Genomic DNA, 26,024 nt, shown 5'->3' on the forward strand with positions numbered 1-26,024 from the left:
GGCCCCATGAAGCCACTCGCCCGTTACGCATCACTGAACCGCTACGTCGACCTGTGCCGAACAGTGGACGTCGACGCTGTGGCCCTGATGAGAAGTGTCGGCCTGAGCCCGGCAAGTCTGGCGAACCCGGACCAATGGGTACCGGCCGCCTCCATCGCATCGCTCCTGGAGCGATCGGCAGCGGAGTCCGGACACGAAGACTTCGGGCTTCTACTCGCCGGCCTGCGTCGACTGTCCAATCTCGGTCCCCTCAGCTTGGTCATCAGGGAAGAACCAGACGTCAGGAGCGCACTCGACGTGTTGATGCGATACGAGCACACGTACAACGAGTCATTGCGCATCCGATTGAACGAGGTCAACGGACTCGCCACCCTGCGAATCTCGCTCGAGGTCGGCGAGCCGGTCGACACCAGACAGAGCGTCGAACTCGCAGTCGGCGCGACGCTGCAGATCCTGCGAAGTTTTCTGGGTTCTCGATGGCATCCGGTCAGCGTGGGATTAACGCACAATGCCCCGAAAGATACGAGCACGCATCGACGAATCCTCGGCGACACCGTGGAATTCGATCACGAATTCACCGGAATCGTTTTCTTCGCCGCCGACCTGGATGCGGCAAACCAACTGTCCGACGAGTTGCTCCGGCCGTACGCTCGCCAGTTCCTCGACTCACTTCCCGCATCGGAAACCTCCGACACACTCAGCCGCACCAAGGAATTGATCGAAGTTCTGCTTCCGACCGGCCGCTGCTCGGTCGAGCAGGTAGCACGAAGCCTCGGATTCGACCGGCGGACACTGCACCGCCATCTCGCCGAATCCGGAGATACGTTCACTGCCGTTCTCAATTCGGTCCGAAGCACCCTCGCGGAACGATTTGTCGCCAACCCTCGCTATTCTTTGACCGAAGTGGCGGTACACCTGGGGTTTTCGACGCAGGGTAGCTTCTCGCGCTGGTTTCGCACTCAGTTCTCGATGAGCCCGAGCGCGTGGCGGGCTCAACGCTCGATCAGCTGACCAGCACGACTCCGACGTAGGCGATCGTCGCCACCCACACGGTGGAAATCGCGGCCAGCACGAATGGTCGGGCACCCACGCCACGAATGACGCTCAACCGCACTCCCAACCCGAGAGCGAACATCGCAGCAGCCAACAGCGCCGTCTGCACAGTCTTCGCCAATCCGAGAAACTCATTCGGCAATATTCCGGTGGAGCGCAAACCCATGCAACCGATGAATGCCACAACGAACAACGGAATCAGCGGGGGACGCTTGGTGGCAGTGTTGTCGACCATCGTGCGTTGCCGGATACTCAGAAACGCCATGACCGGCGCCAGCATCAACACGCGCGCAAGTTTCACGACGGTCGCGACACCCAACGCGGTGGCGCCGAGAGCGCTGCCTGAAGCCACTACTTGCGCGACTTCATGGATCGACCCACCGGCCCACATGCCTGCGCCAATCTCGCTCATACCGAAAGCATTGGCCAACAATGGGATTGTCGGAATCATCAGAGTTCCGAAGATCACCACCAACGCTACGGCGGTCAGCAACTCTTCCTCCCGCGCATTCACAACACCGTCTGCCGCAGCCACAGCGGCAGCGCCACAGATCGAGAAGCCGCAGGCAATCAGAATCCTCTGCGACCAACTCAATCCCAGAAGCTTTCCGGCATACATGGTCCCGGCGATACCGAGGAACACTATCGCCACCACAACCGCGATCACTCCCCAACCCAAACCGATGATGTCGGAGAACATCAATTGCAGCCCGAGCAGAGCGATCCCCACCCGAAGTAGTCGTTTCGCCGAGAATGCCAGACCAGGTTGGAGTTTTGCCGGCAAGGCAACGGTATTCGCCAACACCGCACCCGCGACAATCGCAATCAGCAGCGGACTCACGGCGGAGGTGAACCGACCGGCTACCAGTGCGACCGCAGCCCCCAAGGCGCACAACGCAACTCCGGGCGTCAATGCGGCGAGGTTCGACCACCGTCGCACTTCTGACGAAGGGGCGACTGCGGGTTTCTCGGCCACGGACTTCACATCACGGTTCACCCATCCAGAGTCCTTCAGCCATCATCGTCCCGGTAGGGCGATTTCTACCATCACGGCATATCAGATCGATATGGAAAGGGTGCTGGGTATAGCCTGTCTGCATGACCAGAAGGTGGCCCGACCTCACCACTCTCGAGCTACTTGTCGGTATCGACGATCATGGAAGCCTCAGTGCTGCAAGCCGTCTGGCTCACATCGCACAGCCGAATGCCAGCCGCGCCGTCAAAGCCCTCGAGCGGCAGCTCGGGATGCCACTCATACACCGAAAGTCGACGGGGGCAACCTTGACTCCGCAGGGGACCGTCATCGTCCACTGGGCGCGCCGCGTCCTCGCCAACTCGAGGCAGCTTCTCGACGTCGCCGAAGGGATGCGGACCGAACGATCGGCGGAATTGACCGTCTGCGCCAGCATGACCGTCGCCGAACATCTGATCCCTGCCTGGCTCGGCGTCTTTCGATCGCTGCATCCCGGTGTCACCGTCCACCTCCAGGTCTACAACTCGACACGCGTACTCGAAGCCGTCGAAGTAGGAATGTGTGACCTCGGATTCGTCGAGTGCCCGACCGCTCCGAAGACCCTGTCCAGCGTCACCGTCGCGCGTGACTCGCTGGTCGTGGTCGTTCATCCGGACCATCCATGGGCACGTCGACGAAAGCCCCTGACCGTCGCCGAACTGGCAGCGACACCGCTGCTGGTGCGTGAGCCCGGATCGGGAACGAGAACAACTCTCGACCTGGCGTTACACGAACACGAGCGCGGTGCACCGTTGTTGGAACTGGGTAGTTCGGCCGCGATTCGAACCAGCGTGCTCGGTGGCGTCGGTCCGGCGGTACTGAGCACACTGGCCGTCGAGGATCAGGTGAAGAAGGGAGAGCTCCGGGCCGTAGCCGTCGAAGGCTTGGAGCTCGACCGATCCCTGCGTGCGGTGTGGCGTCCGCCGCGTCAGCTCGAGGGCCCCGCAGGCGACCTGATGAAAGTAGTGCGTGCGAGCGGGCCCCGGAAACCCTGAAAGCGACTTACTTCTTGTCGGCCTTCGCTGCTGCCTTTGCAGCCTTCTTGAACTCACGGACCTCGAGCAAGGACTGTTCGTCGACCACGTCTGCAATCGAGCGCCTCGAACCTTCGAGCCCGTAGTCGCCGGCCGCTTGACGCCAACCCTTCGGCTCGACGCCGATCTGTTTTCCGAGCAACGCCAGGAAGATCCGGGCCTTCTGATCCCCGTATCCGGGCAGTGCCTTGAGCCGCTTCAGCACTTCCTTGCCGTCGGGATTTCCCGACGTCCAGATCGCCGCAGTGTCGCCGTCGTAATTCTCGACGATGAACTGGCACATGAGCTGGATACGCTCGCCCATCGACTTGGGGAATCGGTGCACAGCCGGAGGCTCGGCACAGATGCCGATGAACTCGTCGGTGTCCATGTCGGCGATTCGCCTGACGTCGATGCCGCTGAGCCGATCCGCCAGCTTCTTCGGACCGAGGAAGGCCGTTTCCATCGGAACCTGTTGATCGAGAAGCATTCCGATCAACAACGCCAACGGGTCTTCGGCCAGGAGAGCATCGGCTTCGGGGTCACCGACAAGGTTCAGTTGAAGTGCCATGAGTCCGATACTGCCACGTCAAGGGGCAGTTGTGACCGGCACCGACCCATCCGGCGCCGGAATCTTCCACTTCTTCCAGCCGAACAGAACCAAGGTCGAGACCGCGGCAAGCGTGAAGACCCACAGGTAGACGCCGACGGTCGGAATCCGCAGATATTCGGGCGGCACGAACATGAACAAGCCCATGCCGACAAAGCGATCCGTACCGGGAATGACCGACGGGTCCCACCAGGTGTGAGACCAGTTCAAGACCGGGAGCAGGAACACGAACGGCGCTACCCACGCCAAACGCTTCTTCGACACCATCGCGTAGTGCGCGGTGAGGACGACCAGCGGGACGAACCATACCCAGTGATGACCCCATGAGAACGGCGAGACGGTGGTCGCAGTCAACCCAGTCATGGTGAGGCCGAGCAATTTCTGACCGTGCCGATGCGCAATCCACGCCGCTCCGAGTCCGAGGCACACCGCCAGCGCACTGAAGACGAGAACCAGGGCCTTCGACGGCTCCGGAGTGTGAGTGAGTTGGGCGATCAGTCCGGACACGGACTGGTTGCTCGGAGCATCCGTCGGTCCGACGCGTTCGCTGTCGACGAGGGTGCCGGTCCAGTACTTGTACGCATCGTTGTAGATCACGACGAAGCCGATCGCGACGGTCGCCGCGAACGTCACGACGGCCGTCACCAACGCACGCCATTGACGAGTGATGAAGAGGTACGCCCAGAAGAAGGCCGGAGTGAGCTTCACGCCGGCGGCGATGCCTGCCCCGATTCCTCGGAGCCGACTCTTCTCGTCCCGACCGAGGTCCCACACGATCAGGAGCAGCAGGAAGATGTTGATCTGCCCGAGCCAGAGCGTCGTACGTATCGGTTCCATGAACAGGAAGATCGTGGTGGCCAACGCACTGACGGCGTAGGCCTTCACGTCGAGCCGGTAGCCGAGGTACTTCCAGCACAACACGATCACCGTGAACAACGCCGCGATGTTCAAACCTGTCCACACGACAATCGCCTGTTTGAACGAGAGCACCGCCCACACCGTGAACAGCAAAGCCGCAAACGGCGTGTACGTGAACATCATTCCCTGCAGAACCGGACCGTCGTACAGCGGAAGGCCCTGAACCACGACACTGCCGCCGTGGCGGTAGACGTCGAGATCGAGGAAGTTTTCGAAGATCCCCCAGTACTGCGTATTCATCGGCACGGCGAACAGAACCATCAGCACGGACGCGACTGCCAGAACACCGAGCACAGAGAATCCGAGAACACCGACACGAAGACTGCGACGCGGAATGTCAGCTTCGATGACCGACTCTGAATTCGCGGTGTGCGCCTCGAAAGAAGGCCCATCCGAAGCGTTGATCGCGCCCGTCACTACAACCTCCGGGATTTACACCCTATGTCGGGAATTGATGCTCCGAACGGTACAAGACAAGACCGAAAAGTACCGACCGGGCACGCCGCTTCGAGAACTCAGATCTCGGAGAGACGCGATTCGGTGGCAGCCAGCAGGACACACGTAGCCACGCCGTCCATGGCAACTTCGAGTTCAGCCGTGGACGGGAAACTCGGGGCCAACCGGATGTTCCGGTCGTCCGGATCCGTGCTGTACGGGAAAGCAGAACCGGCCGCAGTGAGCGCGATACCCGCATTCTTCGCCAGTTCGATGACCCGCTTGGCCGTGCCGTCGACCACGTCGAGGCTGATGAAGTATCCGCCCTTCGGCTCGGTCCAGGACGCGACCTTCGACGCACCGAGACGATCCTCGAGGATTCGCAGTACGAGCTCGAACTTGGGCGCCAGGAACGCGCGATGCTTCTCCATGTGCGCACGAACGCCGTCGGCATTGCCGAAGAAACGCAGGTGGCGAAGCTGATTGACCTTGTCCGGTCCGATGCTCTTCTTACCCAGGAACTTCTGGTACCAGGCAAGGTTCTCCGCCGAGCCACCGAAGAAGCTCACACCCGCGCCGGCAAAAGTGATCTTGGACGTCGACGCGAACACGAGCGGACGGTTGGGGTGTCCGGCCTCGGCAGCCATCGAGAGAATGTCGTAGGACGGCGCAGTCTCGCCGACAAGCGGATGCACGGCGTAGGCGTTGTCCCAGTACAGGCGGAAATCGGGCGCAGCCGTGGGCATCGACGCGAGCGTCCGGACAATTTCTTCGGAGTACACGGCACCGGTGGGGTTCGCGTAGACCGGAACCGCCCACATGCCCTTGATCTGCGGATCTGACGCGACGAGTTCAGCGATCTTCACGACGTCGGGGCCGTCGTGATTCATCGGCACCGCGATCATCTCGATACCGAGGGACTCGGTGATCGCGAAGTGGCGGTCGTAGCCCGGTGCGGGGCAGAGGAACTTGATCTTCTCTTCCTGTGCCCACGGCCGCGCCGAATCAGGTGTGCCGTGAAGCAGTGAGAACACGACGTTGTCGTGCATGATCTCGAGGCTCGCATTGTTTCCGGCGAGAAGGTTCGCAACGGGGATACCCAACAGCTCACCGAAGATGGCGCGCAGTTCCGGCAGACCGGTGAGTCCGCCGTAGTTGCGGCAGTCGGTGCCGCTTCCGTCACGGAAATCACCGTCGCCGGGCAGCGTCAGCAGCTCTGCGGAAAGGTCGAGTTGTTCCGGGGAAGGCTTACCGCGGGTCAGATCGAGTGCGAGCTTCTGCGCCTGGAGCTGCGTGTACTTCGCGCTCTGGCTCTCATGCTCGGAGGTGAGTTCTTCATGGCTCATCAACCCGATCTGGGTTTGGATAGGCATCCGGAGCGGCCTTTCACCGACGAGGCGGGGTCGGGTATGTGAAAAAAATAGAGGACCCCGCGCACCCGGCAGAGCCCGTTGACCCTTGCTGCCTTCCGGCCCTGGGGGAGTTCACAGGATGCGCGCCGCGCGGGATCCAATGAACAGTGTAGACGGCTTTCGTCGGCCGCTGCACACCACCTACCGGGGCGGAGATGCAAACCCCGCGATCCACTGGTTCTTCGCAGCTCAGGCACCCGTTTAACGCTTCACGCCCGCAATTGGGTATGCTGCTCCACGGAGGATTCGCCTAGTGGCCTATGGCGCTCGCCTGGAACGCGGGTTGGGTTAACGCCCTCAGGGGTTCAAATCCCCTATCCTCCGCCAGGGAAGTCCCCGACCAGTTTTGGTCGGGGACTTTTTCTTTGCCGCGAAGCGTCGCCGAGCCGCGATACTGTCGCCGAATGCTTCCCTCGACAACTGGCCGCCTCATCGCAGGAGGCACAGGCCTTGCGTTGAGCGCTTTTGTCGACGCGCCCCTGAAAAAGTGGATGCCTCGCAACCGAACGTCGTCGTACGCCGTCGGCCTCATGGTTGCGGCGGCCGTTTATCCCGTGGCTCGACAGGGACAAGCCCGGCTGAGGCACACGGTCGACGTCTCCATCCCCACTCGCGAATGGAGTGCAGTGGCCGCCACTTTTGCGGTCTTCGTCGGCGCACTTATCCTGCCGTCGAGATCCGCACGGCGACTGGTTGCAGCAAGCTGGGCCATCCATCCGATTTTCGACCTACTTCACGAGCGTGGTCCGGACTCACGCCTGCCGGATTGGTACCCCGCAATATGCGCGGGATACGACCTCGGCGTCGCTGGGCTTCTTACTGTCGAAACACGCAATTTCGTTTGACAGACTCACGAACCCGAAGACACACTTTCCGTCCACCCCAACAATCAGGAGTGCGCGTGATTGCCGGCCAGACCAATCTGCTCGCGGATTGCAGCAATTGCTTCGGCCTGTGCTGTGTCGCACTCCCCTTTTCCAAGTCCTCCGACTTCGCGACCAACAAGAATGCAGGCGACCCCTGCAAGAACCTGCAGCAGGATTTCCGTTGCGGCATTCACACTGGATTGCGAAAGAAGGGCTTCACCGGTTGCACAGTGTACGAATGTTTCGGTGCGGGACAGAAGGTTTCACAGCATACCTACGACGGCATCAGTTGGCGAGATGCCCCGGAGACCGCGTCAGACATGTTCGAAACCTTCCCTGTCGTACGCCAGTTGCACGAACTGCTCTGGTATCTCACCGAAGCCCGCTCCCTGAAGCAGACCCACTCGATTCGGAAGGAACTCGACGCGGCACTGGCAGAGACGGAAAGCCTGACCAACGGCACGCCTTCGCAAATTCGAGCCGTCGACGTCTCGGCACACCGGGCGGCAGTGAACACACTGCTCTTGCAGACGAGTGACCTTGTGCGCTCACAGGTCTCGGGCAAGAAGGGGCGCAAACTCGACCACGGAGGCGCAGACCTCATCGGCGCCAGATTCCGTGGTTCCGACCTGCGTGGGGCCAACTTTCGCGGCAGTTATCTGATCGGGGCAGACCTGCGCGGCTGCGATCTCGATCGGGCCGATCTGATCGGTGCAGACTTACGCGGCACCGACATTCGCGGCGCAAAACTCCGCGGCAGTATCTTTCTCACTCAATTCCAGATCAACGCGGCGATCGGCGATTCGGCTACCACGCTTCCCGATTCGCTTACCCGCCCCGGCCACTGGGCCTGAGCCTGGCGACGGTCAACTCCGCCGACTGTCAACTCCGTCGACGAAGAACGACCTTGTTGGCTTCCGGATCGATCGACACCCACGGCGGATCACCGTCGGTTCCGTCCTCACGATGCATCAATGCACTCTGCCGTTGCTCGAATTCATGATGCTTGGAGCCCTGAAACAGGGCAGCAACCTCCTCGAAGCCTGCTGCCGAGACAGGACGAGTCGTGCGTCCCCGAGTCCACGGCAGTGCCCGACCACCGGTGAGCCGGTTCCAGAGAGTCTCCGCGAATGCAAACAGGACCAGCAGCACGAGCAAGCCTGGCAGCGTCAACGCGAACAGAGTGCCCATGAAAGAAGTCTAGCGACGAACGCCCCCGATCCCCGTAACTTTCGATCAGCCACCTTCTTGTGGCCATGCGATAGATGATCTGCCACAATGCACGCTGTTACGACTAGTAACACCTTCGGGGGAGGATTTCACGTGAGCTTGATACTTGCAGCTACCGACCGTTCGGAGCTTGCCCGGACACTCGGGACCGAATTAGTTCATTTCGGTCATCAAACACAGCTCGTCCGCACCGGGCGCCGCCTATTGGACGACCTCGACACCGACAGTTTCGATATCGCCGTGATCGATCTCCTGTTACCGGACATCGACGGCTACGAGATTGCACGACAGATCCGCTTGCGCAGTTCGATGCCGATCATGATGTTGGTGGACACCCACGAGGACATCGACGAAGCACCACATGGCGCTGTTTCGGACTTTGTACTGAACCCGATCGATTCTCACGCGCTCGATCTTCGGGTCACGGCGATCCTTCGTGAAACCGCACATCCCGCCCCCCGGCAAGCACCAACGTCACGGTGACCTGCTCCTCGATCAACGTGCGATGACGGCGACGATGGGTGGAAAGCTGCTGGTTCTCAGCCGGACCGAATGGCGGGTACTCCTGGAACTGTCGACCGAGCCTGGGCGCGTGTACTCACGTGATCACCTGATCCGGAACGTCTGGGGTTCCGATCACGAAAAGACGCGTGTGGTCGACGCGACCATTCTCAGTCTGCGATCCAAACTCGAATCCAATCCCGCGAAACCGAAATACATCAAAACCATCCGGGGGTTCGGATACCGCTTCGGCCCGGTCGACTGAAATCGCCTTCGTGTCGGTGCCCCTCGATAGGCTGTTCTCATGGGTTGGTACACACCACAATCGGTCGCCTCGGATCTCTCCGACATCCTGGTGTGCGGCTGGACGGCGTGTGCAGAAGGTGAACACCTCCTCGTGCCCGATGCCTGCATGGACGTGCTGTGGATACGTGGCGTCGGCATACGCGTCTGTGGCCCCGAAACCGCTGCGTGGTCATTTACTCTTCCGCCCGGAACACGCTCCGTGGGTGTTCGATTCCGCCCGGGATCGGCATCGCCCATGTTGCGAACCTCGGCGTCCGAGCTTCGGGATTCTCGCGCCGATCTCAGCGATGTAACCGACGCACGCACCGAACGAATACTGTTGAACCGCTTGGAGAATTCCGAAGACCACGAACAGGTCGCCATTCTCGAGAGCGCTGTCCGGAGTTGGGCAAGTTCGAGTTTCCGGCACGATCCGGTGATCAACCACGTTCGCACCGCACTGTCCGAACATTCGTGGAGTGTCAGCTCTCTCGCCGACGCGGCGGCACTGACTTCGCGCCAACTCCAACGTCGATGCAACGACGCCTTCGGATACGGCCCGGCAACGCTGCGCTCGATCCTGCGCCTCCAGCGCTTCATGGCGCTCGCTCGCAGTCGACCCGCGCTGGGACTCGCTGAATCCGCAGCGCACTGCGGATTCAGCGATCAGGCCCACTTGACTCGTGAATGCCGCCGAATCTCTTCACTGACCCCGGCAGCTCTACTCCGAACTCAAGCCCCCGACTGGCATGGGTCGGATACCGTCGTTGCGCTGGCAGAGGGAGACGCGGTCGCGTAATCGCTTCCGCGCTCCCCCGCCGTCACTTCTGGCTGAAAAGCGTCCTGGCAGACCACAGACCGCCGAGGGAGAGCACTGCGACGGTCATGTAGTAGTAGCTCGGAGCGTCGAGCGAGCCTGTTGTACTGATCAACCAGGTCAAGACCAACGGCGCGATTCCGCCGAGCAAGGTCACGCCGAGGTTGTACGACAAAGACATTCCGGTAGCCCGGATCTCCGCCGGGAACAGCGAACTCATCAGGGCGGGCAAGGGACCGAAGGCAAACGCCATGATGACACCCAGGACCGAAACAACCAGGACGAGCGTCAGAGTCGACGGGTGATCGACCATCAATTTGAATAGCGGCCAGGCCAAGACGATTGCCGCAACGGAGGCCCAGGTCATAACTCTCGCAGGTCCGACCCGGTCTGCAAGATGCCCGATCAACGGCACGGTGATCAAGGTGACCAGTCCGGCGACGATGCCGCCGAGATAGCCGGCAGAGGCGGAAACTCCGAGGTTCTTCACGGCAAACGTCGGCATGTACAAGATGAGGTAGATCGAGATAGTCGCGACGCCCACTACTGCGGCACCAGTCAGCACCCGGCCGAGATGCCTGGTCAGCGTCGTCTTCAGCGGAGCCTTCTCCGGAACGCTCGTCTTGAAATCGTCCGTTTCATCGAGCTTGGCACGGATGTAGAGGCCGACCGGCCCGACGATGATGCCGAAGAAGAACGGAACGCGCCAGCCCCACGAGTAGAGCGCTTCATGCGAAAGATGGGTGTTGAGCATGTATCCGAACAACGATGCCAGGAAAACCGAGGCGCCCTGACTGGCGACCTGCCAGGAAGAATAGAACGCCTTCTTGTGGGGCGCTGTTTCCACGAGGAAGGTTGTGGCAGTGCCGAATTCGCCGCCGGCAGAGAACCCTTGAATGAGTCGCGAAACCAGGATGACGACGCCGGCCCACGGCCCGATCATCGAGGTCGTCGGCGCCACAGCCATGATGAGGGTGCCGATCATCATGAGCATCATCGTCAACGTCAGGGCATTCTTGCGCCCGCGACGATCTGCGTAGCTGCCGAGAACCATCCCGCCGAGCGGGCGGATGACGTACGAGATCGCGAACGTCGCGAACGTCAGTATCAGGCCGAGTGTGTTGTCGCCGCCGGGAAAGAAGTTATGGGCGATGACCACTGCGAATGACGCGTAGACGATGACGTCGAACCATTCGAGCGCAGCGCCGAGTGAGCTGCTGATCACCGCCTTGCGAGCAGCGGCCAGGCGCTCCGGGGTGACAGTTCCGGAGGTTGGCGTAGTTGCCGTGGACATGGTTTTCCTTAGGGGTGAGGGTGGATCAGGCGCGGGCGTGAGCGATGACGCTCCGAACGAACTGCTCGCACTGTGCCAACTGGTCAAGTGTCACGTACTCGTCGGGTGCATGCGCTTGGGCGATACTTCCCGGCCCGCACACGACGGTGGGGATACCGATGCTCGCGAACATCCCGGCCTCGGTGGCGTACGCGACCTTTTCGTCCGAGGGCAGGCCACCCCATTGTTCGACCAGTGCGGCCGCCGAAGCATTCGCATCCGTCTCCAAAGGAGGAACCGAGGCCGAGACGTGCATCGTCACGGAGGCCGACGGGTTTTCTTCCTGCATCAGGTTCTCGATCCGATTCGTCTCGGCGGCAAAGCGTTCGAGCAGATCTGCGGCGCCGGCTGTGCTGATGCTCCTGAACTCGAAAGTGATGGAGCAATCCTCGGGCACTGTGTTCACTGCTATTCCGCCGGACACGAGATTGACCGAACACGTCGTCCAGGCCACGTCGAATGCGTCGTCGTACGGGCCGGACGCCCGGAGTTCGTCGGCACGGTTTCTGACGAATCGAATCAACTCGGCACCGTATTCGATTGCATTGACTCCTTGCGGAGTGAGCGACGAGTGCGCCGAAACACCATGCAGATCAACACGTATGACATTCATCGACTTGTGTGCGCGAATGACGCGCATCTCCGACGGCTCTCCGACGACGCACACGTCGGGGCGCAGGTTCCGCGCAACAACCTCTTCGACCAACCCGGCTGCACCGATGCAGCCGACTTCTTCGTCGTAGGAGAAGGCAAAGTGAATCGGCTTAGCCAGCGGCCGAGCAACGATGTCGGGGATCGCCGCGACGACGATCCCGATGAACGACTTCATGTCGCACGTGCCGCGCCCGTACAGACTTCCGTCGCGAATGTCAGGAGTGAAAGGGTCGCTACTCCAATCCTGACCGTCGACCGGCACAACGTCTGTGTGACCGGAAAACATCACACCACCGGCAGTACTTCCGTCAGGAGGGGTGAACGTGGCCAACAGATTGAGCTTCGTCCCCTCGTCGTCGGAAACAAGTATCGGCTCGACCCCGTGGCGACGCAGTTCTGCAGCGAGAAGATCGATCAACGGTCGATTGCTCACGGAACTTGTCGTATCTATCTCGATGAGGCGCTGCACCCAATCGAGGGTTCTCTCGGTCGGAACGGTGGACAACGTGGTGGACGGCATCAGGGTTCTCCTCTCCCAGCAGGAACGCGGTGACTCTCGCCACCGCGTTCTGCCTTCGAGCATGAATGAAGTGATCCCAGACACAGTGAAGATGCACGATACTTGCACGATGATCGAAGAAACGCAGGATTCCGCCGTACTCGACGACATAGACCTCGCCCTGATCAATTGCCTGCAGCTCGACCCGCGAGCGTCGTGGCGCACGGTAGGTGACGCACTCAAAGTCGATCCGGTCACCGTCGCACGCCGCTGGCAGCGGCTACAGGACTCCGGCACCGCCTGGGTCTCCGCGCGGGCAACCGGCCACGGCCGTCCGGAATCGTGTCTGGCTTTCGTCGAAGTCGACTGCACGACTTCGTACGCCTTGACGATCGCGGAACGACTTGCCCGCTGGCCGCACGTTCTGAGCGTCGAACACACAAGCGGCCCAGGCGACTTGACTCTTCTCGTCGAGGTCAGAGACATGGCTTTCCTGTCGCGCTTCCTGCTTCGGTCGCTCGCGTCGGTACCCGGAATCGTCAGTTCGCGTGCACACCTCGTCACCGAGGTCTTCGCGATCGGAGACGACTGGAAATTGCAGGTACTCGATGCCACTCAGCGAACGGTCATGACAGACCGGCCTGTGCGTTACAAATATGCGCCGACGGATCAGCGCCATCACGGGAAGACGTTCGACGCCGTCGATCGCCAATTGATATTGAAACTGGGCGAGGACGGTCGATCCTCGATTGCCGAGCTCACCGTCGGCACCGGACTCAGCGAAAGTACGGTCAGGCGGCGACTTGCCGAACTCACCTCACGCAACCAAATCGTGTTCCGCTGCGACGTCTCGCTACCGCTGTCCGGTTGGCCCCTCGTCACCTGGGTGTGGGGATATGTCGATCCCACGGACCGGTCGACGATTCGTGCGCTGGTGGAACGAGTGCCGGGGACACGGGTGTGTATGCGTATATCCGGCGGCCGCGCCAACACACTGCTCGCGATCGCCGCTCATTCCCTGCGTGAAACCCCCATTACCGAGGTACAACTTGCCCAAGAGGCGCCGGGTCTGGTGGTGCTGAACAGATCGGTGGTGCTGCGATCGATGAAAAGAGTGGGCCGCCTTCTCGATGACGAAGGTAAGAGCGCCGGTGTCGTACCGATGGACATCTGGGCGGAGGCCCCGGAGATCGAGTGAATGTCCGAAATAATCAATCACGACGCGCCGCTGTGGAGAAGGATTGACGTCATGACTTCAACAGAGATCTCCCCCGCCCAGCGTTATCGGGATCTTGCCGCCGGATTCACGGCGCGGATCGACGCCGTACCCGCCGATCGATGGGACGACAATTCCCCCTGCGAAGGCTGGACCGCTCGCGACGTCGTGAGACACGTACTCGACAGCGAACGAGACATGGTCAAGGTAGTCGGCCTGGAACTGGCACCCGGTCCGTCGGTCGACGACGACCCGTCAGCAGCCTGGGCGGCCGTCCGCGATTCGATGCAGGCCATTCTCGACGATCCGTCGAAGTCCACCCTCGAGTACGACGGGCACTTCGGCCGGACCAACCTCGGGGCCACGGTCGAGGGCTTCCTGTGCTTCGATCTGGTCATCCACGGTTGGGACCTCGCAGCCGCAACGGGCACCGATACGACGATGCGCGACACGGACGTGGAGTGGGTCTCGGAGATCGCAGCGGGCCTCGGCGAGTCGATCCGCATGAGAGGTGTGTGTGGCCCTGAAATTCCGGTTCCGGACAACGCTGACAAAGCAACGAAACTCCTTGCCTTCCTGGGCCGGAAGGCCTGAAAAAGCACCCCTGACGTGGGCATTACTTCCATACACAGGTAATGTCGCGGTATGCCGGAACGCCGAAAATCCTCCACGAGTCCAGACCTGCTTGCGGCGGCATTGTTCGACGTCGCCGCGGAATCCGGACTGGAAAATGCCAGCGTTCGCGAGGTCGCAAAACGGGCGGGCGTCTCGATCGGCGCAGTGCAACATCACTTCTCGACCAAGGACGAGATGTTCGCGTTCGCACTGCGAACCCTCGTCGATCGATTGTTGACGCGACTGGCCGAGTCGTCCGCCGACGCGGACCCACATGCCTCCCTGTTCCAAGCGCTCTCGCAACTGTTGCCCCTCGACGAGCAACGTACGCGCGAGGCACATGTGCTCGCCGCCTTTGCCGTGCGCGCCGCAACCAGTGAGTCACTCTCCGAGATCCGCCGGACAACTCTGTTCACGATCCGCACCGGCATCTCGACCGTCTTGATCGGAATCGGCACTCCGGAAGCTGAAACCAGAGCGGCACTTCTACTTTCAACCGTCAACGGTTTGGCACTCGACGCACTCGGAAGCCCCGCCATGTATCCACCGCAGTACCTCGATCACGCTTTGGAATCCCAGATCCGCCTCACCCTGCACGACGCCGAGAATCTGCCCACCTCCGTCGTGCTCGCCAGCTGACGTGGCAGGAGCAGGGCGCTTCGCGCCGAGTCCGTCCGGTGATCTCCATCTGGGAAACCTCCGTACCGCCCTTCTGGCCTGGCTGTTCGCCCGCACCAGCGGGCGCGATTTCCTCATTCGCGTCGAGGATCTCGACCGTGTCCGCCCCGGCGCGATGGAACGACAACTCGACGATCTGCGCAGGCTCGGCCTTACGTGGGACGGCCCGGTCGTCCTACAGTCACACCGTCTTCCCTTGTACCACAAGGCTATCGACCGGTTGCGCGAGCGCGACCTGACCTACCCTTGCTTCTGCACACGCAAGGAGATCCTGCAGGCGCCGTCCGCTCCCCATGCTCCCGATGGCGCCTACCCTGGCACGTGCCGAAACCTGTCGGAGGCCGAACGCACCGACAGGTCGGCAAGCGGCCGATCCCCGGCTCTGAGACTTCGGGCAGATATCGATTCATTCACCGTGCACGACGAACTGTTCGGCGAGGTGACGAGGCAAGTCGACGACGTCGTCCTGCTCCGCGGAGACGGAGTACCCGCCTACAACCTCGCCGTAGTCGTCGACGACGGCGCCCAGAACATCGATCAAGTCGTCCGCGGCGACGACCTCCTCACCTCGGCGCCGCGTCAGGCGTACCTTGCCCAACTGCTCGACATCGAACCACCGTCGTACGCTCACGTTCCTCTCGCGTTGAACAGTGAAGGCAAACGACTCGCGAAGCGCGATGGCGCAGTGACGCTGGCAGATCAACTCGAAGCCGGACGCAGTGCCGAACAGGTTCTGACGATGATCGCGTCGAGCATCGGTCTCGCCGAACCCGGCGAAGTTGTCACGCCTCCGCTATTGGCGGATCGATTCGACTCTCGCAAGATCCCCCGGACCCCGTGGATTTTCCCGGCAAGGTAAGTGAAGTATCAATCAGCGCCTTGTCGGGACAAAAGCTCGATTGTCCGATATGACAAAGCGGTCCGCAATAGCTATTCGTTGGCAATTTCCAAATAGTGAAGTACGGTCGAGACTGGCGAAGGCAATTGAGGGCGAGTGGTCCCTGCAAAACCACGCCCCGGATCTGAACCTGGAATCCGACCGCAGTACCCACTTGCAGCATCCACGCTGACACGCACGTGCGGCACGGGCGACTGGTCCGCGAGCTTCGCGAGGCACTCGACGACCATCAATTCGAGGTGTTGTATCAACCCCAGGTCAATCTGAACTCGTCAGCAATTATCAGCTACGAAGCACTTCTGCGGTGGCGCCATCCACTCCGAGGGTTGATCGAGCCTCAAGATTTCATGCGCTCCGCCGAATCTTCCGGACTCATCATTCCCATCGGATTACAAGCTCTGGATATGATTTGCGCCCAAACAGCGTCGTGGCCTGAGCACATGATGGTTGCGGTCAACTTTTCGCCTCGCCAACTCGCGACGCCGCACGCCGCTCACGAGATCCTCGGAGCACTCGACAGTTCAGAAACGCCACTGAGCAGAATCATCGTCGAAGTCACCGAACTCGGCGTCGTAGGTAGGCATGCCGCGGACACTCTTCACATCCTGCACAACGAAGGAATTCGAATTGCCCTCGATGATTTCGGGGCGGGCTTCGCGTCGTTCTCCGCGTTGTCGGAATTGCCGCTCGACATTCTCAAGATCGACCAATCGTTGACGTGGGCCGTCAGCGCAGCGGGTCGTGCTGGAGATCGCGCCTTCATGGTCATGGAGTCCATCGCCGACATCGCCCGCAAGCTCGGGCTTGATTCGATCGCAGAGGGCGTCGAAACCGCCGAACACGCAGCCAACGTCTCGAGAGCCGGCTGCGATATGGGCCAGGGCTATTACTTCGGGAAGCCGCTCCCCGCGTCATCCATCGTCACGCCCGTGTGAGCGCTGCGCACTTCAGTACAGCGCCACTTCAGTACGGCGACGATGCACTTGCTATGAGTGCGACCACAAGAATCACGGCAAAGATCGCCAAGAAAGTCGCTCCGACCGCAATTCCGGCAATCGCAAGACCGCGTCCCTCTTGACCTGTCTGCTTGATCTGGTTGAGCGCGACAATTCCCAGAATAATCCCGACGATTCCGCCGAGACTGTAAAAGCAACCGCCCGCAAGCGACACAACCAGCGATGCAATTGCCAGACCATTGGTACCGACCGGCCGCATCGGCGGTGCGTACCCGCCCGCGAATTGATTCGGTTGACCGTACGGGTTCGGCGGCTGACCGTACTGAGCCTGTCCATATTGTCCGGGTTGCTGATATTGATTGGCCGGGTATTGATTAGGTGGATTGAAGGTCTGCGGCGGCAGATATGGGTTTGGTTCACCAATTCCACCCGGCTCAGGCGTATTGCCGGTGGGGTTGTACGACGGCGGTGGGTAACCCGGGTACTGCTCGTTGGGAGTGGTATATCCGGGAATTTCAGGTGAAGACTGCGTTTCGGACGGGGACACGCCGTACCCCTCAGAAGGCAGGCTCGGAAATTCTCCGTATCCAGGTTTTGCCTGGTAATCGCTCGAAGAATCGTCGCTGTTGCCCCCGGAACTCGTCATACAACGCAGCCTAAACCACAGGTGACCTCCGAATCCAAGTGAGCAGATGTCATCCACATCGCTCTTTGATCCCAGTAGGGTCATATCCACTGTCACACTCGAGCGCGATATTTACGACTGAGGGGAACACATGACAACCGGCGGGTACGACCCCAACCAGAATCCAGAAGGCGGGAAGCAATTCCCACCCCAGGATCCATATGGCCAGCAGGGAACACCTCCTCCCGGAAGTTACCCGCCTCCCGCCGGCCCCCCGCAGGGCGGAAGCTACCCACCTCCGCAGGGCGGAAACTTCCCGCCTCCTCAGGGTGGCAACTACCCGCCGCCCGGTGGATACCCACCGCCACCCCAGGGCGGAAACTTCCCGCCTCCTCCGCAGTTCAACGACCAAGGTGCGTACGGCGGAGGAAACCGGCTGCCTTCGGGCGCTCAGCCGGGCGATCTGTGGATTCGACTCGGTGCCCGCATCATCGACGGCATCATCGTCGGCATCATCGCCGCGATTCTGGCTCTGTTGGTCAGTGACTCCGACAGCTTGATTCTGGTCTCGGGGCTGTTCTCGGGAATTCTGACCTTCGCGTACTTCATCGCAATGGAAGTAACGCAGGGTCGGACTTTGGGAAAGATGATTCTGGGCCTTTCAGTACACGGTCCGGGCGGCGCACCTCGCCCCTCAGTCCAGCAGTCTGCGATTCGCAACGCTTTCACTTTGCTCTCGATCATTCCGATCATCGGCGGAATCCTCGCGCTGGTTGCGTACATCGTCATCGCAGTCACCATCAACAACAGCCCCACCAAGCAGGGCAAGCATGACGAGCTCGCTGGTGGAACTCAGGTAGTCAAGGGCTAGGTAGGAATATGACAACCGGTGGGCACGACCCCAATCAGAACCCCGAGGATGGGAAGCAATTCCCACCCCAGGATCCGTACGGCCAGCAGGGAGCACCCCCTCCAGGGAGCTATCCCCCTCCGGCCGGGCCTCCACAGGGCGGTAGCTACCCGCCTCCGCCTCAAGGTGGCAATTACCCGCCGCCCGGTGGATACCCACCGCCACCCCAGGGCGGAAACTATCCCCCTCCCGGCGGAAACTATCCGCCGCCCGGTGGGTACCCGCCTCCTCCCGGTGGTGGCAACTTCCCGCCTCCGCCTCCGAATGACTACGGCGCAGGTTTTGGCGGCCCCCAGCTTTCCGTGGGTGCAGCAATTACGTACGGCTGGAACAAATTCAAAGACAATGCGCTCGTCTGGATCGGGATCTCGCTCATCGCGTTTGTGATCGCCGGACTGATCCAGGGCGCGTTCAACGGCTTCGACTACACCAACACCGAGTTCAACGCGCTGTCGATCGTTGGCGGATTGGTCACTGCAGTCGTCGGCTACATCATCCAAGCCGCATTCCTTCGTGGAGCATTGAGCGAATTGGACGGAATCAAGCCGGCCTTCGGCACCTTTTTCCAATTCACCAACATCGGTGCGGTTGTCCTCGGCGGTTTCCTTGTAGCCGTAGCTACCTACGTCGGTTTGGCTCTCTGCATAATTCCCGGCATCATCGCGGCGTTCCTGCTCTACTACACGCTGACCTTCATCGTGGACAAGAACCAGGATGCGATTTCCGGCATCAAGTCGAGCTATGCGTTGACCTCGTCGAACGTCGGAACCTTGATCCTGCTGGCGCTCGCTCTGATCGGTATCAACATCGTCGGTGCACTGCTGTGTGGAATCGGACTACTGGTGACGGCGCCCGTCGCGCTGATCGCCAGTACCTACGCATATCGCGTACTGACCGGCGGTCCGGTAGCTGCCTGATCAGTTCGTTCACATACCTCGAAGGCCCTGCGGTTCCACGTGAAACCGCAGGGCCTTCGGTGTGTTCTGCGCAACTGGACGGTCGCCAACTCGCATCCGAGCGCCTTGTGGTGCTTGGATGACGGACGTGACAGCTCAGGATCAGCAAGACGAATCGACCCAAGAAACCAAATTTGCGCACGTCAGCCGGGGTTATTACCCGACAATCGTCGCGCTCTTCACCGCAACGCTGCTGATCTCGAATGTGGCGGCGACCAAGGGGGTCGCCTTCTTTGCGGATTCCGACTTCTCGCTCGGTCCCTTACAGATTCTGCCCATCATCACCGATGGTGGATTCTTCTTGTTCCCGCTCGCCTACGTCCTCGGTGACGTGCTCAGCGAGGTCTACGGCTTCAAGGCGACCCGACGCGCGATCTACCTGGGCTTCGGCGCACTGATTCTTGCCGCTGCGTGCTTCTGGATTGCAGTGCAACTCCCGTCAGCGGAGTTCTACGAGAACCAGGCTGCCCTCGAGACCGTGGTCGGCGTCATTCCTCGGCTACTGGTCGCAGGCTTGGCCGCCTACCTCGTCGGCCAGCTGTTGAACTCACTGGTCCTGGTGATGATGAAGAAGCGTATGCAGGAGAAGCACCTGTGGGCGCGCCTGATCGGCTCGACCGTCGTCGGCGAATTCGCCGACACCCTCATCTTCTGTTCCATCGCGGCCGGTGTCATCGGCATCAGCACCTGGGAAGACTTCATCAACTACGTGCTGGTCGGCTTCCTGTGGAAGACGCTTGTCGAGGTGCTGGTCATGCCGATCACCTACCGCGTCATCGCTTACGTGAAGAAGCGCGAACCGACCTACGCCTGAGGTGCAGGCGTCTTCGCCGCGTAGAACTTTCCGAGCATGTCCGACTTGAAGTCGTGGAAGTAGCCGCCTTCGATGCTGGCTCGGATGTCGTCGACCAGCTTCACGGTGAATCGCTCGTTGTGGATGGTGCAGAGTGTCGACGCGAGCATTTCCTTCGCCTTGAACAGATGGTGGATGTACGCGCGGGTGTAGTTGGCGCAGGTGTAGCAGTCGCACTCGTCGTCGATAGGTGTGAAGTCACGACGGAAACGGCTGGTGTTGATGTTGAACCGGCCGGAGCGGACGTAGATCGCTGCATTGCGAGCAACACGCGACGGATTGACGCAGTCGAAAGTGTCCGCACCGTTCTCGATTGCGACGAAGAAGTCGTCCGGTTCACTGATACCGAGCATGTGACGTGGCTTGTTCTCGGGTAGTTCCTCGTTGCACCAGCGCACGATCGTTCCGAGGTTCTGCTTCTCCAAGGCACCACCGATGCCGTAACCGTCGAAGCCGTATCCGTTCTCGCCTTCGATCGATTCGAGGCCACGGCAGGCCTGACGACGCAGATCCTCGTACTGCGCACCTTGGATGACACCGAAAAGCGCCTGGTAGGGCTTGTCGGCGCGTTCAGCGGTGAGCTTCTCGTGCTCGTTGATGCAGCGAATCGCCCACGCCTGCGTGCGCTCGACCGATCGCTCCTGATAGCCGCGGGTGTTGAGCAACGTGGTGAGCTCGTCGAACGCGAACATGATGTCGGCGCCGAGCTGATGCTGAATCTGCATCGACACCTCGGGGGTGAAGCGATGCTTGCTGCCGTCGAGGTGCGATTTGAACGTCACACCCTCGTCGTCGACCGTCGCGAGGCGCTCTTTGCCCTTCGCGATGACGTCGTCGGACTGCACGCCGACGGCCTCCATCGCCAGCACCTTCTTGAACCCGACGCCCAGCGACATGACCTGGAAGCCGCCACTGTCGGTGAAGGTGGGCCCGTCCCAGTTCATGAACTTGCCCAGCCCGCCGGCCTCGTCGACGATGTCGGGTCCCGGCTGCAGGTACAGGTGGTACGCGTTGGCGAGCAACGACTGCGCACCGAGTTCCTTCATGGACTCGGGCAACACAGCCTTGACCGTGGCCTTGGTTCCGACGGCCACGAACGACGGCGTCGCGATATCGCCGTGCGGTGTGTGGATGGTGCCGGTTCGTCCGAGTCGGTCCTCGAGCCTGGTCCCCATCGTGAAGATCGACTCGGGACGCTTGTCGACGACGGGCTCGGGCGGTGTCGGTACTGCAGAAGTCACGGGTTCAATCCTGTCACAGCGCTGAGTACCGACATGATCACAGCAAGAAAAACGTCCCGCGCGATCACTGGTCGGCATCGGTCTACTGAACGGACCCGAGCGGTATCGCGGTCTGAGAGTGCCGCTACATACTTCCCTGGGCACACCTCCGGCTCGACCGGTGTACACCGCCATCCCGCTGACAGGAGCTCACTTGACGAGACAGACCTACAACTTTGTCACCGTCGACGTCACAGACTCGATTGCCACCGTCGTCATCGACAAACCTCCCGCCAACGCATTCAATCCCAGCCTCATCGCCGAGCTTCTGGATTTACTGCCGACACTCGCGTCGGATCAAAGCGTCCGTGCCATCGTCATCACGGGTACGGGCCGCTTCTTCGTCGCCGGCGCGGACATCACGGTGATGCGTAACTTGACCGAAGAGACTCAGCGAGCGATGCGCCCGTGGGTCGAAGTACAACGGATCCTCGAGAAGGCACCGAAACCTGTTATCGCGAAGATCAACGGACACGCACTCGGCGGCGGAGCAGAATTGACCTTGGCCTGCGACTTCCGGGTCATGGCGCAGTCCGCGACCATCGGCTTCCCCGAGATCGGTCTGGGTCTCTTTCCAGGTGCGGGTGGCAGTCAACGGCTTCCACGGCTGGTCGGTACACACCGAGCCAAAGTGCTCATGATCGAGGGCAAACGACTCAGTGCCGAGCGTGCATGTGACATCGGCCTGGTCGACACTGTCGTTGCGGACGACGAGCTCGATACACATTGCGCCGACCTTGCTCACGAACTCGCAGCGAAGCCCACGGCCACCATCGGAATGATCAAACGCATTGTTGAAGAAGGAATTTCGTTGCCACTAGATCAAGCGTTGGACCTCGAGTTCGACGCCGTGCTCGAACTGATCAAGACGGACGATGCTGCCGAGGGCCTTCAGTCCTTCCTCGACAAGCGGCCCCCCACCTTCACTGGCCGCTGAAAACTCCACCTTTACCGAGAGGTCATCATGCTCAACAGATTTCAGAACAAGTGGGTTGGCACGGTCGCTGCCCTCGCAGCCCTCTCGATCGCTGTCAGCGGCTGCACTCGCCCCGCGACCGACAACTCCGCGGAAAGCGGTGGCCTGGTACGGATCGCTGTGGGAGTGGACCCGTCGTACGCCCCGATTTTCCTGGCAGACCGCGAGGGCATGTTCCAGGCCGCAGGCCTCGACGTCCAGGTCATCCAGACGGAGGGTGGAGCGGCCGGCGCACAGAACGTCGTAGCCGGAACCTCGGAATTATCCGGCAATGCCGACTCGACGGCGCTTTCCGTCATGGCTGCCAATCCGAGCCTGAGGGCGTTGGGCGTGTTCCAGGAATCCGACCGGTACTTCCAGGTAGTTCTGCGAAACGGCGTCGAACCGAAATCGATAAAGACCCTGGGTGTCTTCCCCGGTATCGGTCTCTACTTCACGAACCAGTACCTCGCCAGCCTCGGCATCGATCCCGCGACGGTCACGCTTGTGAGTACGAGTCCGCCCGAACAACCCGCCTTGTTGGCGCGCGGCGACATCGACGGTTTTCTCTCCTTCGACCCCTGGGTGACACAGAGCGTGAATACAGGCGGACGCGTTGTTGCCACAACCGGCGATTTCGGCGCCAAGTATGCGCAGTGGATCATCGCTTCTGATAATTGGCTGTCCGCGAACGAAGAGACCGCGGGAAAGGTGTTCAAGGTGATCTCCGAGGCATCGGCAATCGTGAACTCCGATCCCGCCCGCGCTGCGACCGCGATTGCCGCGTCCATCCAAATGGACCCCACCGAGGCGGCAGACCGGGTGACCCAAATCGATTTCGGCGGGCGCGGATTCACCGATGATGATGTGGAGCGAGCGAACGAACTTGTTGCGTTCTTCCGTGCGCAGGGCAAGATCTCCGCGGACATCGATCCGTCTGCCGTCCTCCTCTCGGGATGGTTCGAGCAGAACGCCACCTGAACGCGAGTGAGAGCGGGTCCGGTGGGCAGACCGTAACCATGTCGCCGACCGGCCCCTAGAACTACGTTCGACAACAGTCGGTTCGGCCTCATCTCGGATTGAAACGGAGTAGTTGTGGTGCATTCCCCGGTGCGGGTTGTAGAGATTTCCAGTCCGTTCACGCGATTCGCCGGGCGCATCCTCGTCGGCCTGGGCTTCGAAGTCGTTCTGGTGGAACCACCGACCGGTGACCCCAGCCGCGCCGAGTCCCAAGGAGATTCGTACCTGCACTGGCACGCAGGCAAGAAGTCGGTGGTCCTCGATCTCGACAACGACGATGATCGTCTCGCCTTCGACACACTTCTTCGCGGTACTGACATCCTGCTCGACGGCAGCGCGACCGGGACTCCGACAAACAGTCGAAACCCCTTCGTGCACGTCCGAGTCACACCGTTCGGCACATCGGGTCCTCGAAGGGATTGGCAGGCAACAAACCTCACCGTGGCGGCACTCGGCGGAATGATGGCTCAAGTCGGTGACCCCGATCGCCCTCCACTCCTGCTCCCTGAACTCCAGGCTGAACAACTCGCCGGAATCAATGCCGCAATCGGTGCTCTTCTCGGCTTGCGTTCGCGAGCCAGAGGCCAGAGCGCATTGCTGGAAATCAGCGCTCAAGAATGTGTTGCCGCCGCCCTGGAAGCGGGCACTCTCGCCTACATTCACGAGGACCGTGTGCCGCCACGTCCGGGCCGGGTGCATCCGCTCGTTCCGCACGGATTGTTTCCGGCCGCCGACGGTTACGTCGGTGGTGGACTCGGCGGCAGCCCCCGCATGTGGGACGGGATGCTTGCATGGTTGATCGAGAACGACGCGCAGGGCGACCTCGATCAACCCCAGTGGTCCGATGCGGTCTACCGAAAGACACACCAGGAACACATCTTCGACGTTCTGTCGACCTTCATCTCGAAGTGGCCGAAGGAAGAATTCGCGGTCAGCGCGCAATCACGCAAATTGCCTTGGGCCGCGGTAGATCGGCCCGACGAACTGTTGCTCAACCCACAACTCAACGATCGGGACTTCTTCACCGACGTGACCGGCGACCACGGCACATACCGTGATCTCGGATTCGGCTTCGCGTTCCCGGAAGGCCGACGCATCGGCAAACTCGAGGCTGCCAGGCTGGGTCAGCATCAAGATCTCTTGCACGCCAATCCATGTGCGCCCGTGCACGAAATATTGGGAGATAGTGACGATTCCACCCTCAGCCTCGAAGGTATCCGCGTGCTCGATCTGACGTGGGTACTCGCGGGGCCGTACGGCACCAGAATCCTGGCCGATCACGGAGCCGAGGTAATCAAGGTCGAGTCGAACGGGCGGCCTGACCCCACACGCTTTGCACCGTTCATGCATCTGTCTCGCGGTCCCCATGACAATCCGAACACCAGCGGATACTTCAACGATGTCAACCGCAACAAGCGCAGCATCACACTCGACACCCGATCCACCGAAGGTCTTTCGGTTCTGCGGGACCTGATCGAGAACTCGGACGTCGTGGTCGAGAATTTCAGCTCGTCGGTCATGGACAAAATGGGGCTCGGCTACGAGCAACTGCGAGAACTCAACCCGGACATCATCTACGTGTCGATGTCCGGCATGGGCCACACGGGTCCTCGCAAGGACTGGGTGTCCTATGCCGACATCGTTTCTGCAAGTACCGGATTGACCTCGCTCACCGGCTGGAACTCCGACGACGTCGTCGGAGTCATCTACGGACACGGCGACATAGTCGCCGGACTGCAAGCAGCAGTCGCGGTGCTGGCGGCCCTCGACTACCGCGACCGTACAGGTCGGGGTCAGCACATCGATCTGTCCCAACTCGAAGCCATGGCGGCACACATGGGTACCAGCGTTCTCCGCGCTGCCCGGTCGCAGTCTCCCGAGCCGATCGGCAACAGCCATCCCGAACTCGCACCGCATGGCGTGTACCCGTGCCTCGGCAGCGACCAGTGGTGTTCGATTGCCATTCGCAACACAACGGAGTGGAATACATTGTGTCGCATCATCGGAGCGGAGAAATGGATCGATAATCCTGACTTCACGAATGCGGAGAACCGCAGAGCTGACCAGGAGCGTATCGACGACGCGATCGCCGACTGGACCCGGACTCTGCCTCCCGAGACCGTCATGGAGCGCCTGCAATCGGCAGGTGTCGCGGCTGGAACCATCCAGGACGGGCGCGACCTGATCGACCGCGATTCGCACTTACGGGAACGCAACTTCTATTCCCCGCAGGAACATCCACTCGCAGGCACCTTCCTCCACGAGGGCATCCCGGTTCGCCGTAACTCCGAACCCGGCTCGATCCGACGCGCTGCGCCGGTACTGGGTGCCGACACCGACGACGTTCTGAAGTCCGTTCTCGACTACGACGACAAACTCATCGCACGGCTCCGCGACCAGGCGATTCTGTCCTGACCGCACTCT

Annotated in this window: 27 protein-coding genes, 1 tRNA gene and 1 other RNA gene; 19 read left to right on the forward strand and 10 right to left on the reverse strand. The window is 61.0% G+C overall.

Annotation, left to right across the window (positions count from 1 at the left end):
- The first annotated feature begins 6 nt into the window (after positions 1-6).
- Positions 7-1,011, forward strand: a complete 1,005-nt coding sequence (locus ABWI03_RS22545) for an AraC family transcriptional regulator (protein ID WP_298776411.1) — start codon at positions 7-9, stop codon at positions 1,009-1,011.
- On the opposite strand, the gene ABWI03_RS22550 is transcribed toward ABWI03_RS22545, so the two are convergent.
- Complete coding sequence (locus ABWI03_RS22550; protein ID WP_298776414.1) at positions 1,004-2,050, reverse strand: YeiH family protein; 1,047 nt, start codon at positions 2,048-2,050, stop codon at positions 1,004-1,006. The two genes, ABWI03_RS22545 and ABWI03_RS22550, sit on opposite strands and share 8 nt — an antisense overlap.
- A 101-nt stretch (positions 2,051-2,151) precedes the next feature.
- Here ABWI03_RS22550 and ABWI03_RS22555 point away from each other — a divergent pair, with 101 nt between their 5' ends.
- Complete coding sequence (locus ABWI03_RS22555) at positions 2,152-3,060, forward strand: LysR family transcriptional regulator (RefSeq protein WP_298776417.1); 909 nt, start codon at positions 2,152-2,154, stop codon at positions 3,058-3,060.
- A 7-nt stretch (positions 3,061-3,067) separates the two neighbouring features.
- On the opposite strand, the gene ABWI03_RS22560 is transcribed toward ABWI03_RS22555, so the two are convergent.
- The 4 genes from ABWI03_RS22560 to ffs all read right to left on the reverse strand — a co-directional run bounded on the left by ABWI03_RS22560 (position 3,068) and on the right by ffs (position 6,556).
- A complete protein-coding gene (locus tag ABWI03_RS22560; RefSeq protein ID WP_095969591.1) occupies positions 3,068-3,649 on the reverse strand; it encodes an HhH-GPD-type base excision DNA repair protein in 582 nt (193 codons plus the stop codon).
- An 18-nt stretch (positions 3,650-3,667) separates the two neighbouring features.
- Positions 3,668-5,023 carry a glycosyltransferase 87 family protein gene (locus tag ABWI03_RS22565; RefSeq protein ID WP_298776424.1) on the reverse strand — a complete coding sequence of 452 codons (1,356 nt, stop codon included), beginning with the start codon at positions 5,021-5,023 and terminating at the stop codon, positions 3,668-3,670.
- A gap of 98 nt (positions 5,024-5,121) precedes the next feature.
- The gene (locus ABWI03_RS22570) at positions 5,122-6,414 is read right to left on the reverse strand and encodes an aspartate aminotransferase type Ic (RefSeq protein WP_095969589.1); all 1,293 of its coding nucleotides are present in this window, start codon (positions 6,412-6,414) and stop codon (positions 5,122-5,124) included.
- Positions 6,415-6,456: 42 nt separating this feature from the next.
- Positions 6,457-6,556, reverse strand: an RNA gene (gene ffs / locus ABWI03_RS22575) — signal recognition particle sRNA small type.
- A 136-nt stretch (positions 6,557-6,692) separates the two neighbouring features.
- Between ffs and ABWI03_RS22580 the strand changes: the two genes are divergently transcribed.
- The 3 genes from ABWI03_RS22580 to ABWI03_RS22590 all read left to right on the forward strand — a co-directional run bounded on the left by ABWI03_RS22580 (position 6,693) and on the right by ABWI03_RS22590 (position 8,173).
- Positions 6,693-6,780 (forward strand) — tRNA-Ser (locus tag ABWI03_RS22580).
- Positions 6,781-6,857: 77 nt separating this feature from the next.
- On the forward strand, positions 6,858-7,298 hold the full coding sequence (locus tag ABWI03_RS22585; RefSeq protein WP_298776428.1) for a hypothetical protein: 441 nt from the start codon (positions 6,858-6,860) through the stop codon (positions 7,296-7,298).
- Positions 7,299-7,354: 56 nt separating this feature from the next.
- Complete coding sequence (locus ABWI03_RS22590; protein ID WP_298776430.1) at positions 7,355-8,173, forward strand: pentapeptide repeat-containing protein; 819 nt, start codon at positions 7,355-7,357, stop codon at positions 8,171-8,173.
- A gap of 28 nt (positions 8,174-8,201) precedes the next feature.
- Here ABWI03_RS22590 and ABWI03_RS22595 read toward each other — a convergent pair whose 3' ends face one another.
- Positions 8,202-8,510 (reverse strand): DUF6191 domain-containing protein, encoded by a 309-nt coding sequence (locus ABWI03_RS22595; RefSeq protein ID WP_124566691.1) that lies wholly within the window; start codon positions 8,508-8,510, stop codon positions 8,202-8,204.
- 132 nt (positions 8,511-8,642) lie between these two features.
- On the opposite strand from ABWI03_RS22595, the gene ABWI03_RS22600 reads away from it, so the two are divergent.
- From ABWI03_RS22600 to ABWI03_RS22610, 3 genes are read left to right on the forward strand one after another with little or no spacing between them, the layout of a single operon-like run.
- On the forward strand, positions 8,643-9,032 hold the full coding sequence (locus tag ABWI03_RS22600; RefSeq protein WP_353798875.1) for a response regulator transcription factor: 390 nt from the start codon (positions 8,643-8,645) through the stop codon (positions 9,030-9,032).
- A gap of 22 nt (positions 9,033-9,054) precedes the next feature.
- Positions 9,055-9,315, forward strand: a complete 261-nt coding sequence (locus ABWI03_RS22605) for a winged helix-turn-helix domain-containing protein (protein ID WP_234036929.1) — start codon at positions 9,055-9,057, stop codon at positions 9,313-9,315.
- Between the two features lie 39 nt (positions 9,316-9,354).
- Positions 9,355-10,134 (forward strand): helix-turn-helix domain-containing protein, encoded by a 780-nt coding sequence (locus tag ABWI03_RS22610; protein WP_298776436.1) that lies wholly within the window; start codon positions 9,355-9,357, stop codon positions 10,132-10,134.
- A gap of 22 nt (positions 10,135-10,156) precedes the next feature.
- Here the strand turns inward: ABWI03_RS22610 and ABWI03_RS22615 are convergent, their stop codons facing one another.
- Together ABWI03_RS22615 and argE are read right to left on the reverse strand one after the other, a co-directional pair.
- Positions 10,157-11,446, reverse strand: a complete 1,290-nt coding sequence (locus tag ABWI03_RS22615) for an MFS transporter (RefSeq protein ID WP_124566689.1) — start codon at positions 11,444-11,446, stop codon at positions 10,157-10,159.
- Positions 11,447-11,471: 25 nt separating this feature from the next.
- Positions 11,472-12,659, reverse strand: coding sequence for an acetylornithine deacetylase (gene argE / locus ABWI03_RS22620; protein WP_298776438.1), 1,188 nt, complete (start codon positions 12,657-12,659; stop codon positions 11,472-11,474).
- Between the two features lie 109 nt (positions 12,660-12,768).
- On the opposite strand from argE, the gene ABWI03_RS22625 reads away from it, so the two are divergent.
- The 5 genes from ABWI03_RS22625 to ABWI03_RS22645 all read left to right on the forward strand — a co-directional run bounded on the left by ABWI03_RS22625 (position 12,769) and on the right by ABWI03_RS22645 (position 16,980).
- Positions 12,769-13,836 carry an Lrp/AsnC family transcriptional regulator gene (locus ABWI03_RS22625; protein ID WP_206029666.1) on the forward strand — a complete coding sequence of 356 codons (1,068 nt, stop codon included), beginning with the start codon at positions 12,769-12,771 and terminating at the stop codon, positions 13,834-13,836.
- Positions 13,837-13,887: 51 nt separating this feature from the next.
- The gene (locus tag ABWI03_RS22630; RefSeq protein WP_298776445.1) at positions 13,888-14,448 is read left to right on the forward strand and encodes a TIGR03086 family metal-binding protein; all 561 of its coding nucleotides are present in this window, start codon (positions 13,888-13,890) and stop codon (positions 14,446-14,448) included.
- Positions 14,449-14,499: 51 nt separating this feature from the next.
- Entirely contained in the window at positions 14,500-15,108 is a 609-nt protein-coding gene (locus tag ABWI03_RS22635) for a TetR/AcrR family transcriptional regulator (protein WP_298776450.1), read from the forward strand.
- A gap of 1 nt (position 15,109) precedes the next feature.
- A complete protein-coding gene (gluQRS, locus tag ABWI03_RS22640; RefSeq protein WP_298776455.1) occupies positions 15,110-16,006 on the forward strand; it encodes a tRNA glutamyl-Q(34) synthetase GluQRS in 897 nt (298 codons plus the stop codon).
- A 218-nt stretch (positions 16,007-16,224) separates the two neighbouring features.
- Complete coding sequence (locus tag ABWI03_RS22645; protein ID WP_351647394.1) at positions 16,225-16,980, forward strand: EAL domain-containing protein; 756 nt, start codon at positions 16,225-16,227, stop codon at positions 16,978-16,980.
- Positions 16,981-17,008: 28 nt separating this feature from the next.
- Here the strand turns inward: ABWI03_RS22645 and ABWI03_RS22650 are convergent, their stop codons facing one another.
- Positions 17,009-17,647 carry a DUF4190 domain-containing protein gene (locus tag ABWI03_RS22650; protein WP_298776458.1) on the reverse strand — a complete coding sequence of 213 codons (639 nt, stop codon included), beginning with the start codon at positions 17,645-17,647 and terminating at the stop codon, positions 17,009-17,011.
- A 130-nt stretch (positions 17,648-17,777) separates the two neighbouring features.
- On the opposite strand from ABWI03_RS22650, the gene ABWI03_RS34200 reads away from it, so the two are divergent.
- The 3 genes from ABWI03_RS34200 to ABWI03_RS22665 all read left to right on the forward strand — a co-directional run bounded on the left by ABWI03_RS34200 (position 17,778) and on the right by ABWI03_RS22665 (position 20,306).
- Positions 17,778-18,497: an RDD family protein gene (locus ABWI03_RS34200; RefSeq protein WP_378377144.1), complete on the forward strand. Its 720-nt coding sequence runs from the start codon at positions 17,778-17,780 to the stop codon at positions 18,495-18,497.
- 341 nt (positions 18,498-18,838) lie between these two features.
- Positions 18,839-19,453, forward strand: a complete 615-nt coding sequence (locus ABWI03_RS22660) for a hypothetical protein (protein WP_095969577.1) — start codon at positions 18,839-18,841, stop codon at positions 19,451-19,453.
- A 118-nt stretch (positions 19,454-19,571) separates the two neighbouring features.
- A complete protein-coding gene (locus ABWI03_RS22665; protein WP_166813165.1) occupies positions 19,572-20,306 on the forward strand; it encodes a queuosine precursor transporter in 735 nt (244 codons plus the stop codon).
- Here the strand turns inward: ABWI03_RS22665 and tgt are convergent.
- Positions 20,297-21,586 (reverse strand): tRNA guanosine(34) transglycosylase Tgt, encoded by a 1,290-nt coding sequence (gene tgt / locus ABWI03_RS22670; RefSeq protein WP_391622587.1) that lies wholly within the window; start codon positions 21,584-21,586, stop codon positions 20,297-20,299. The genes ABWI03_RS22665 and tgt overlap by 10 nt on opposite strands.
- Positions 21,587-21,779: 193 nt before the next feature.
- Here tgt and ABWI03_RS22675 point away from each other — a divergent pair, with 193 nt between their 5' ends.
- From ABWI03_RS22675 to ABWI03_RS22685, 3 genes are all read left to right on the forward strand, one after another.
- Positions 21,780-22,562, forward strand: a complete 783-nt coding sequence (locus ABWI03_RS22675; RefSeq protein ID WP_296553341.1) for an enoyl-CoA hydratase/isomerase family protein — start codon at positions 21,780-21,782, stop codon at positions 22,560-22,562.
- 27 nt (positions 22,563-22,589) lie between these two features.
- A complete protein-coding gene (locus tag ABWI03_RS22680) occupies positions 22,590-23,561 on the forward strand; it encodes an ABC transporter substrate-binding protein (RefSeq protein ID WP_296553339.1) in 972 nt (323 codons plus the stop codon).
- A gap of 129 nt (positions 23,562-23,690) precedes the next feature.
- Positions 23,691-26,015: a CaiB/BaiF CoA-transferase family protein gene (locus tag ABWI03_RS22685; protein ID WP_296553338.1), complete on the forward strand. Its 2,325-nt coding sequence runs from the start codon at positions 23,691-23,693 to the stop codon at positions 26,013-26,015.
- Positions 26,016-26,024 lie beyond the last annotated feature (9 nt).

Origin of the sequence: Rhodococcus baikonurensis, assembly GCF_040489275.1 — a bacterium.
GTDB classification, from domain to species: domain Bacteria; phylum Actinomycetota; class Actinomycetes; order Mycobacteriales; family Mycobacteriaceae; genus Rhodococcus_F; species Rhodococcus_F baikonurensis.

Excerpts from the sequence above, each read along its gene's own strand:
- ABWI03_RS22635 (WP_298776450.1), top strand. The coding sequence starts at position 14,500 with ATGCCGGAACGCCGAAAATCCTCCACGAGTCCAGACCTGCTTGCGGCG.
- ABWI03_RS34200 (WP_378377144.1), top strand. The coding sequence starts at position 17,778 with ATGACAACCGGCGGGTACGACCCCAACCAGAATCCAGAAGGCGGGAAG.
- ABWI03_RS22595 (WP_124566691.1), bottom strand. The coding sequence starts at position 8,510 with ATGGGCACTCTGTTCGCGTTGACGCTGCCAGGCTTGCTCGTGCTGCTG.
- ABWI03_RS22615 (WP_124566689.1), bottom strand. The coding sequence starts at position 11,446 with ATGTCCACGGCAACTACGCCAACCTCCGGAACTGTCACCCCGGAGCGC.
- ABWI03_RS22605 (WP_234036929.1), top strand. The coding sequence starts at position 9,055 with ATGACGGCGACGATGGGTGGAAAGCTGCTGGTTCTCAGCCGGACCGAA.
- ABWI03_RS22560 (WP_095969591.1), bottom strand. The coding sequence starts at position 3,649 with ATGGCACTTCAACTGAACCTTGTCGGTGACCCCGAAGCCGATGCTCTC.
- ABWI03_RS22630 (WP_298776445.1), top strand. The coding sequence starts at position 13,888 with ATGACTTCAACAGAGATCTCCCCCGCCCAGCGTTATCGGGATCTTGCC.
- ABWI03_RS22680 (WP_296553339.1), top strand. The coding sequence starts at position 22,590 with ATGCTCAACAGATTTCAGAACAAGTGGGTTGGCACGGTCGCTGCCCTC.
- ABWI03_RS22650 (WP_298776458.1), bottom strand. The coding sequence starts at position 17,647 with ATGACGAGTTCCGGGGGCAACAGCGACGATTCTTCGAGCGATTACCAG.
- ABWI03_RS22570 (WP_095969589.1), bottom strand. The coding sequence starts at position 6,414 with ATGCCTATCCAAACCCAGATCGGGTTGATGAGCCATGAAGAACTCACC.
- ABWI03_RS22665 (WP_166813165.1), top strand. The coding sequence starts at position 19,572 with ATGACGGACGTGACAGCTCAGGATCAGCAAGACGAATCGACCCAAGAA.
- ABWI03_RS22610 (WP_298776436.1), top strand. The coding sequence starts at position 9,355 with ATGGGTTGGTACACACCACAATCGGTCGCCTCGGATCTCTCCGACATC.
- argE (WP_298776438.1), bottom strand. The coding sequence starts at position 12,659 with ATGCCGTCCACCACGTTGTCCACCGTTCCGACCGAGAGAACCCTCGAT.
- ABWI03_RS22625 (WP_206029666.1), top strand. The coding sequence starts at position 12,769 with ATGATCGAAGAAACGCAGGATTCCGCCGTACTCGACGACATAGACCTC.
- ABWI03_RS22555 (WP_298776417.1), top strand. The coding sequence starts at position 2,152 with ATGACCAGAAGGTGGCCCGACCTCACCACTCTCGAGCTACTTGTCGGT.
- ABWI03_RS22585 (WP_298776428.1), top strand. The coding sequence starts at position 6,858 with ATGCTTCCCTCGACAACTGGCCGCCTCATCGCAGGAGGCACAGGCCTT.
- ABWI03_RS22545 (WP_298776411.1), top strand. The coding sequence starts at position 7 with ATGAAGCCACTCGCCCGTTACGCATCACTGAACCGCTACGTCGACCTG.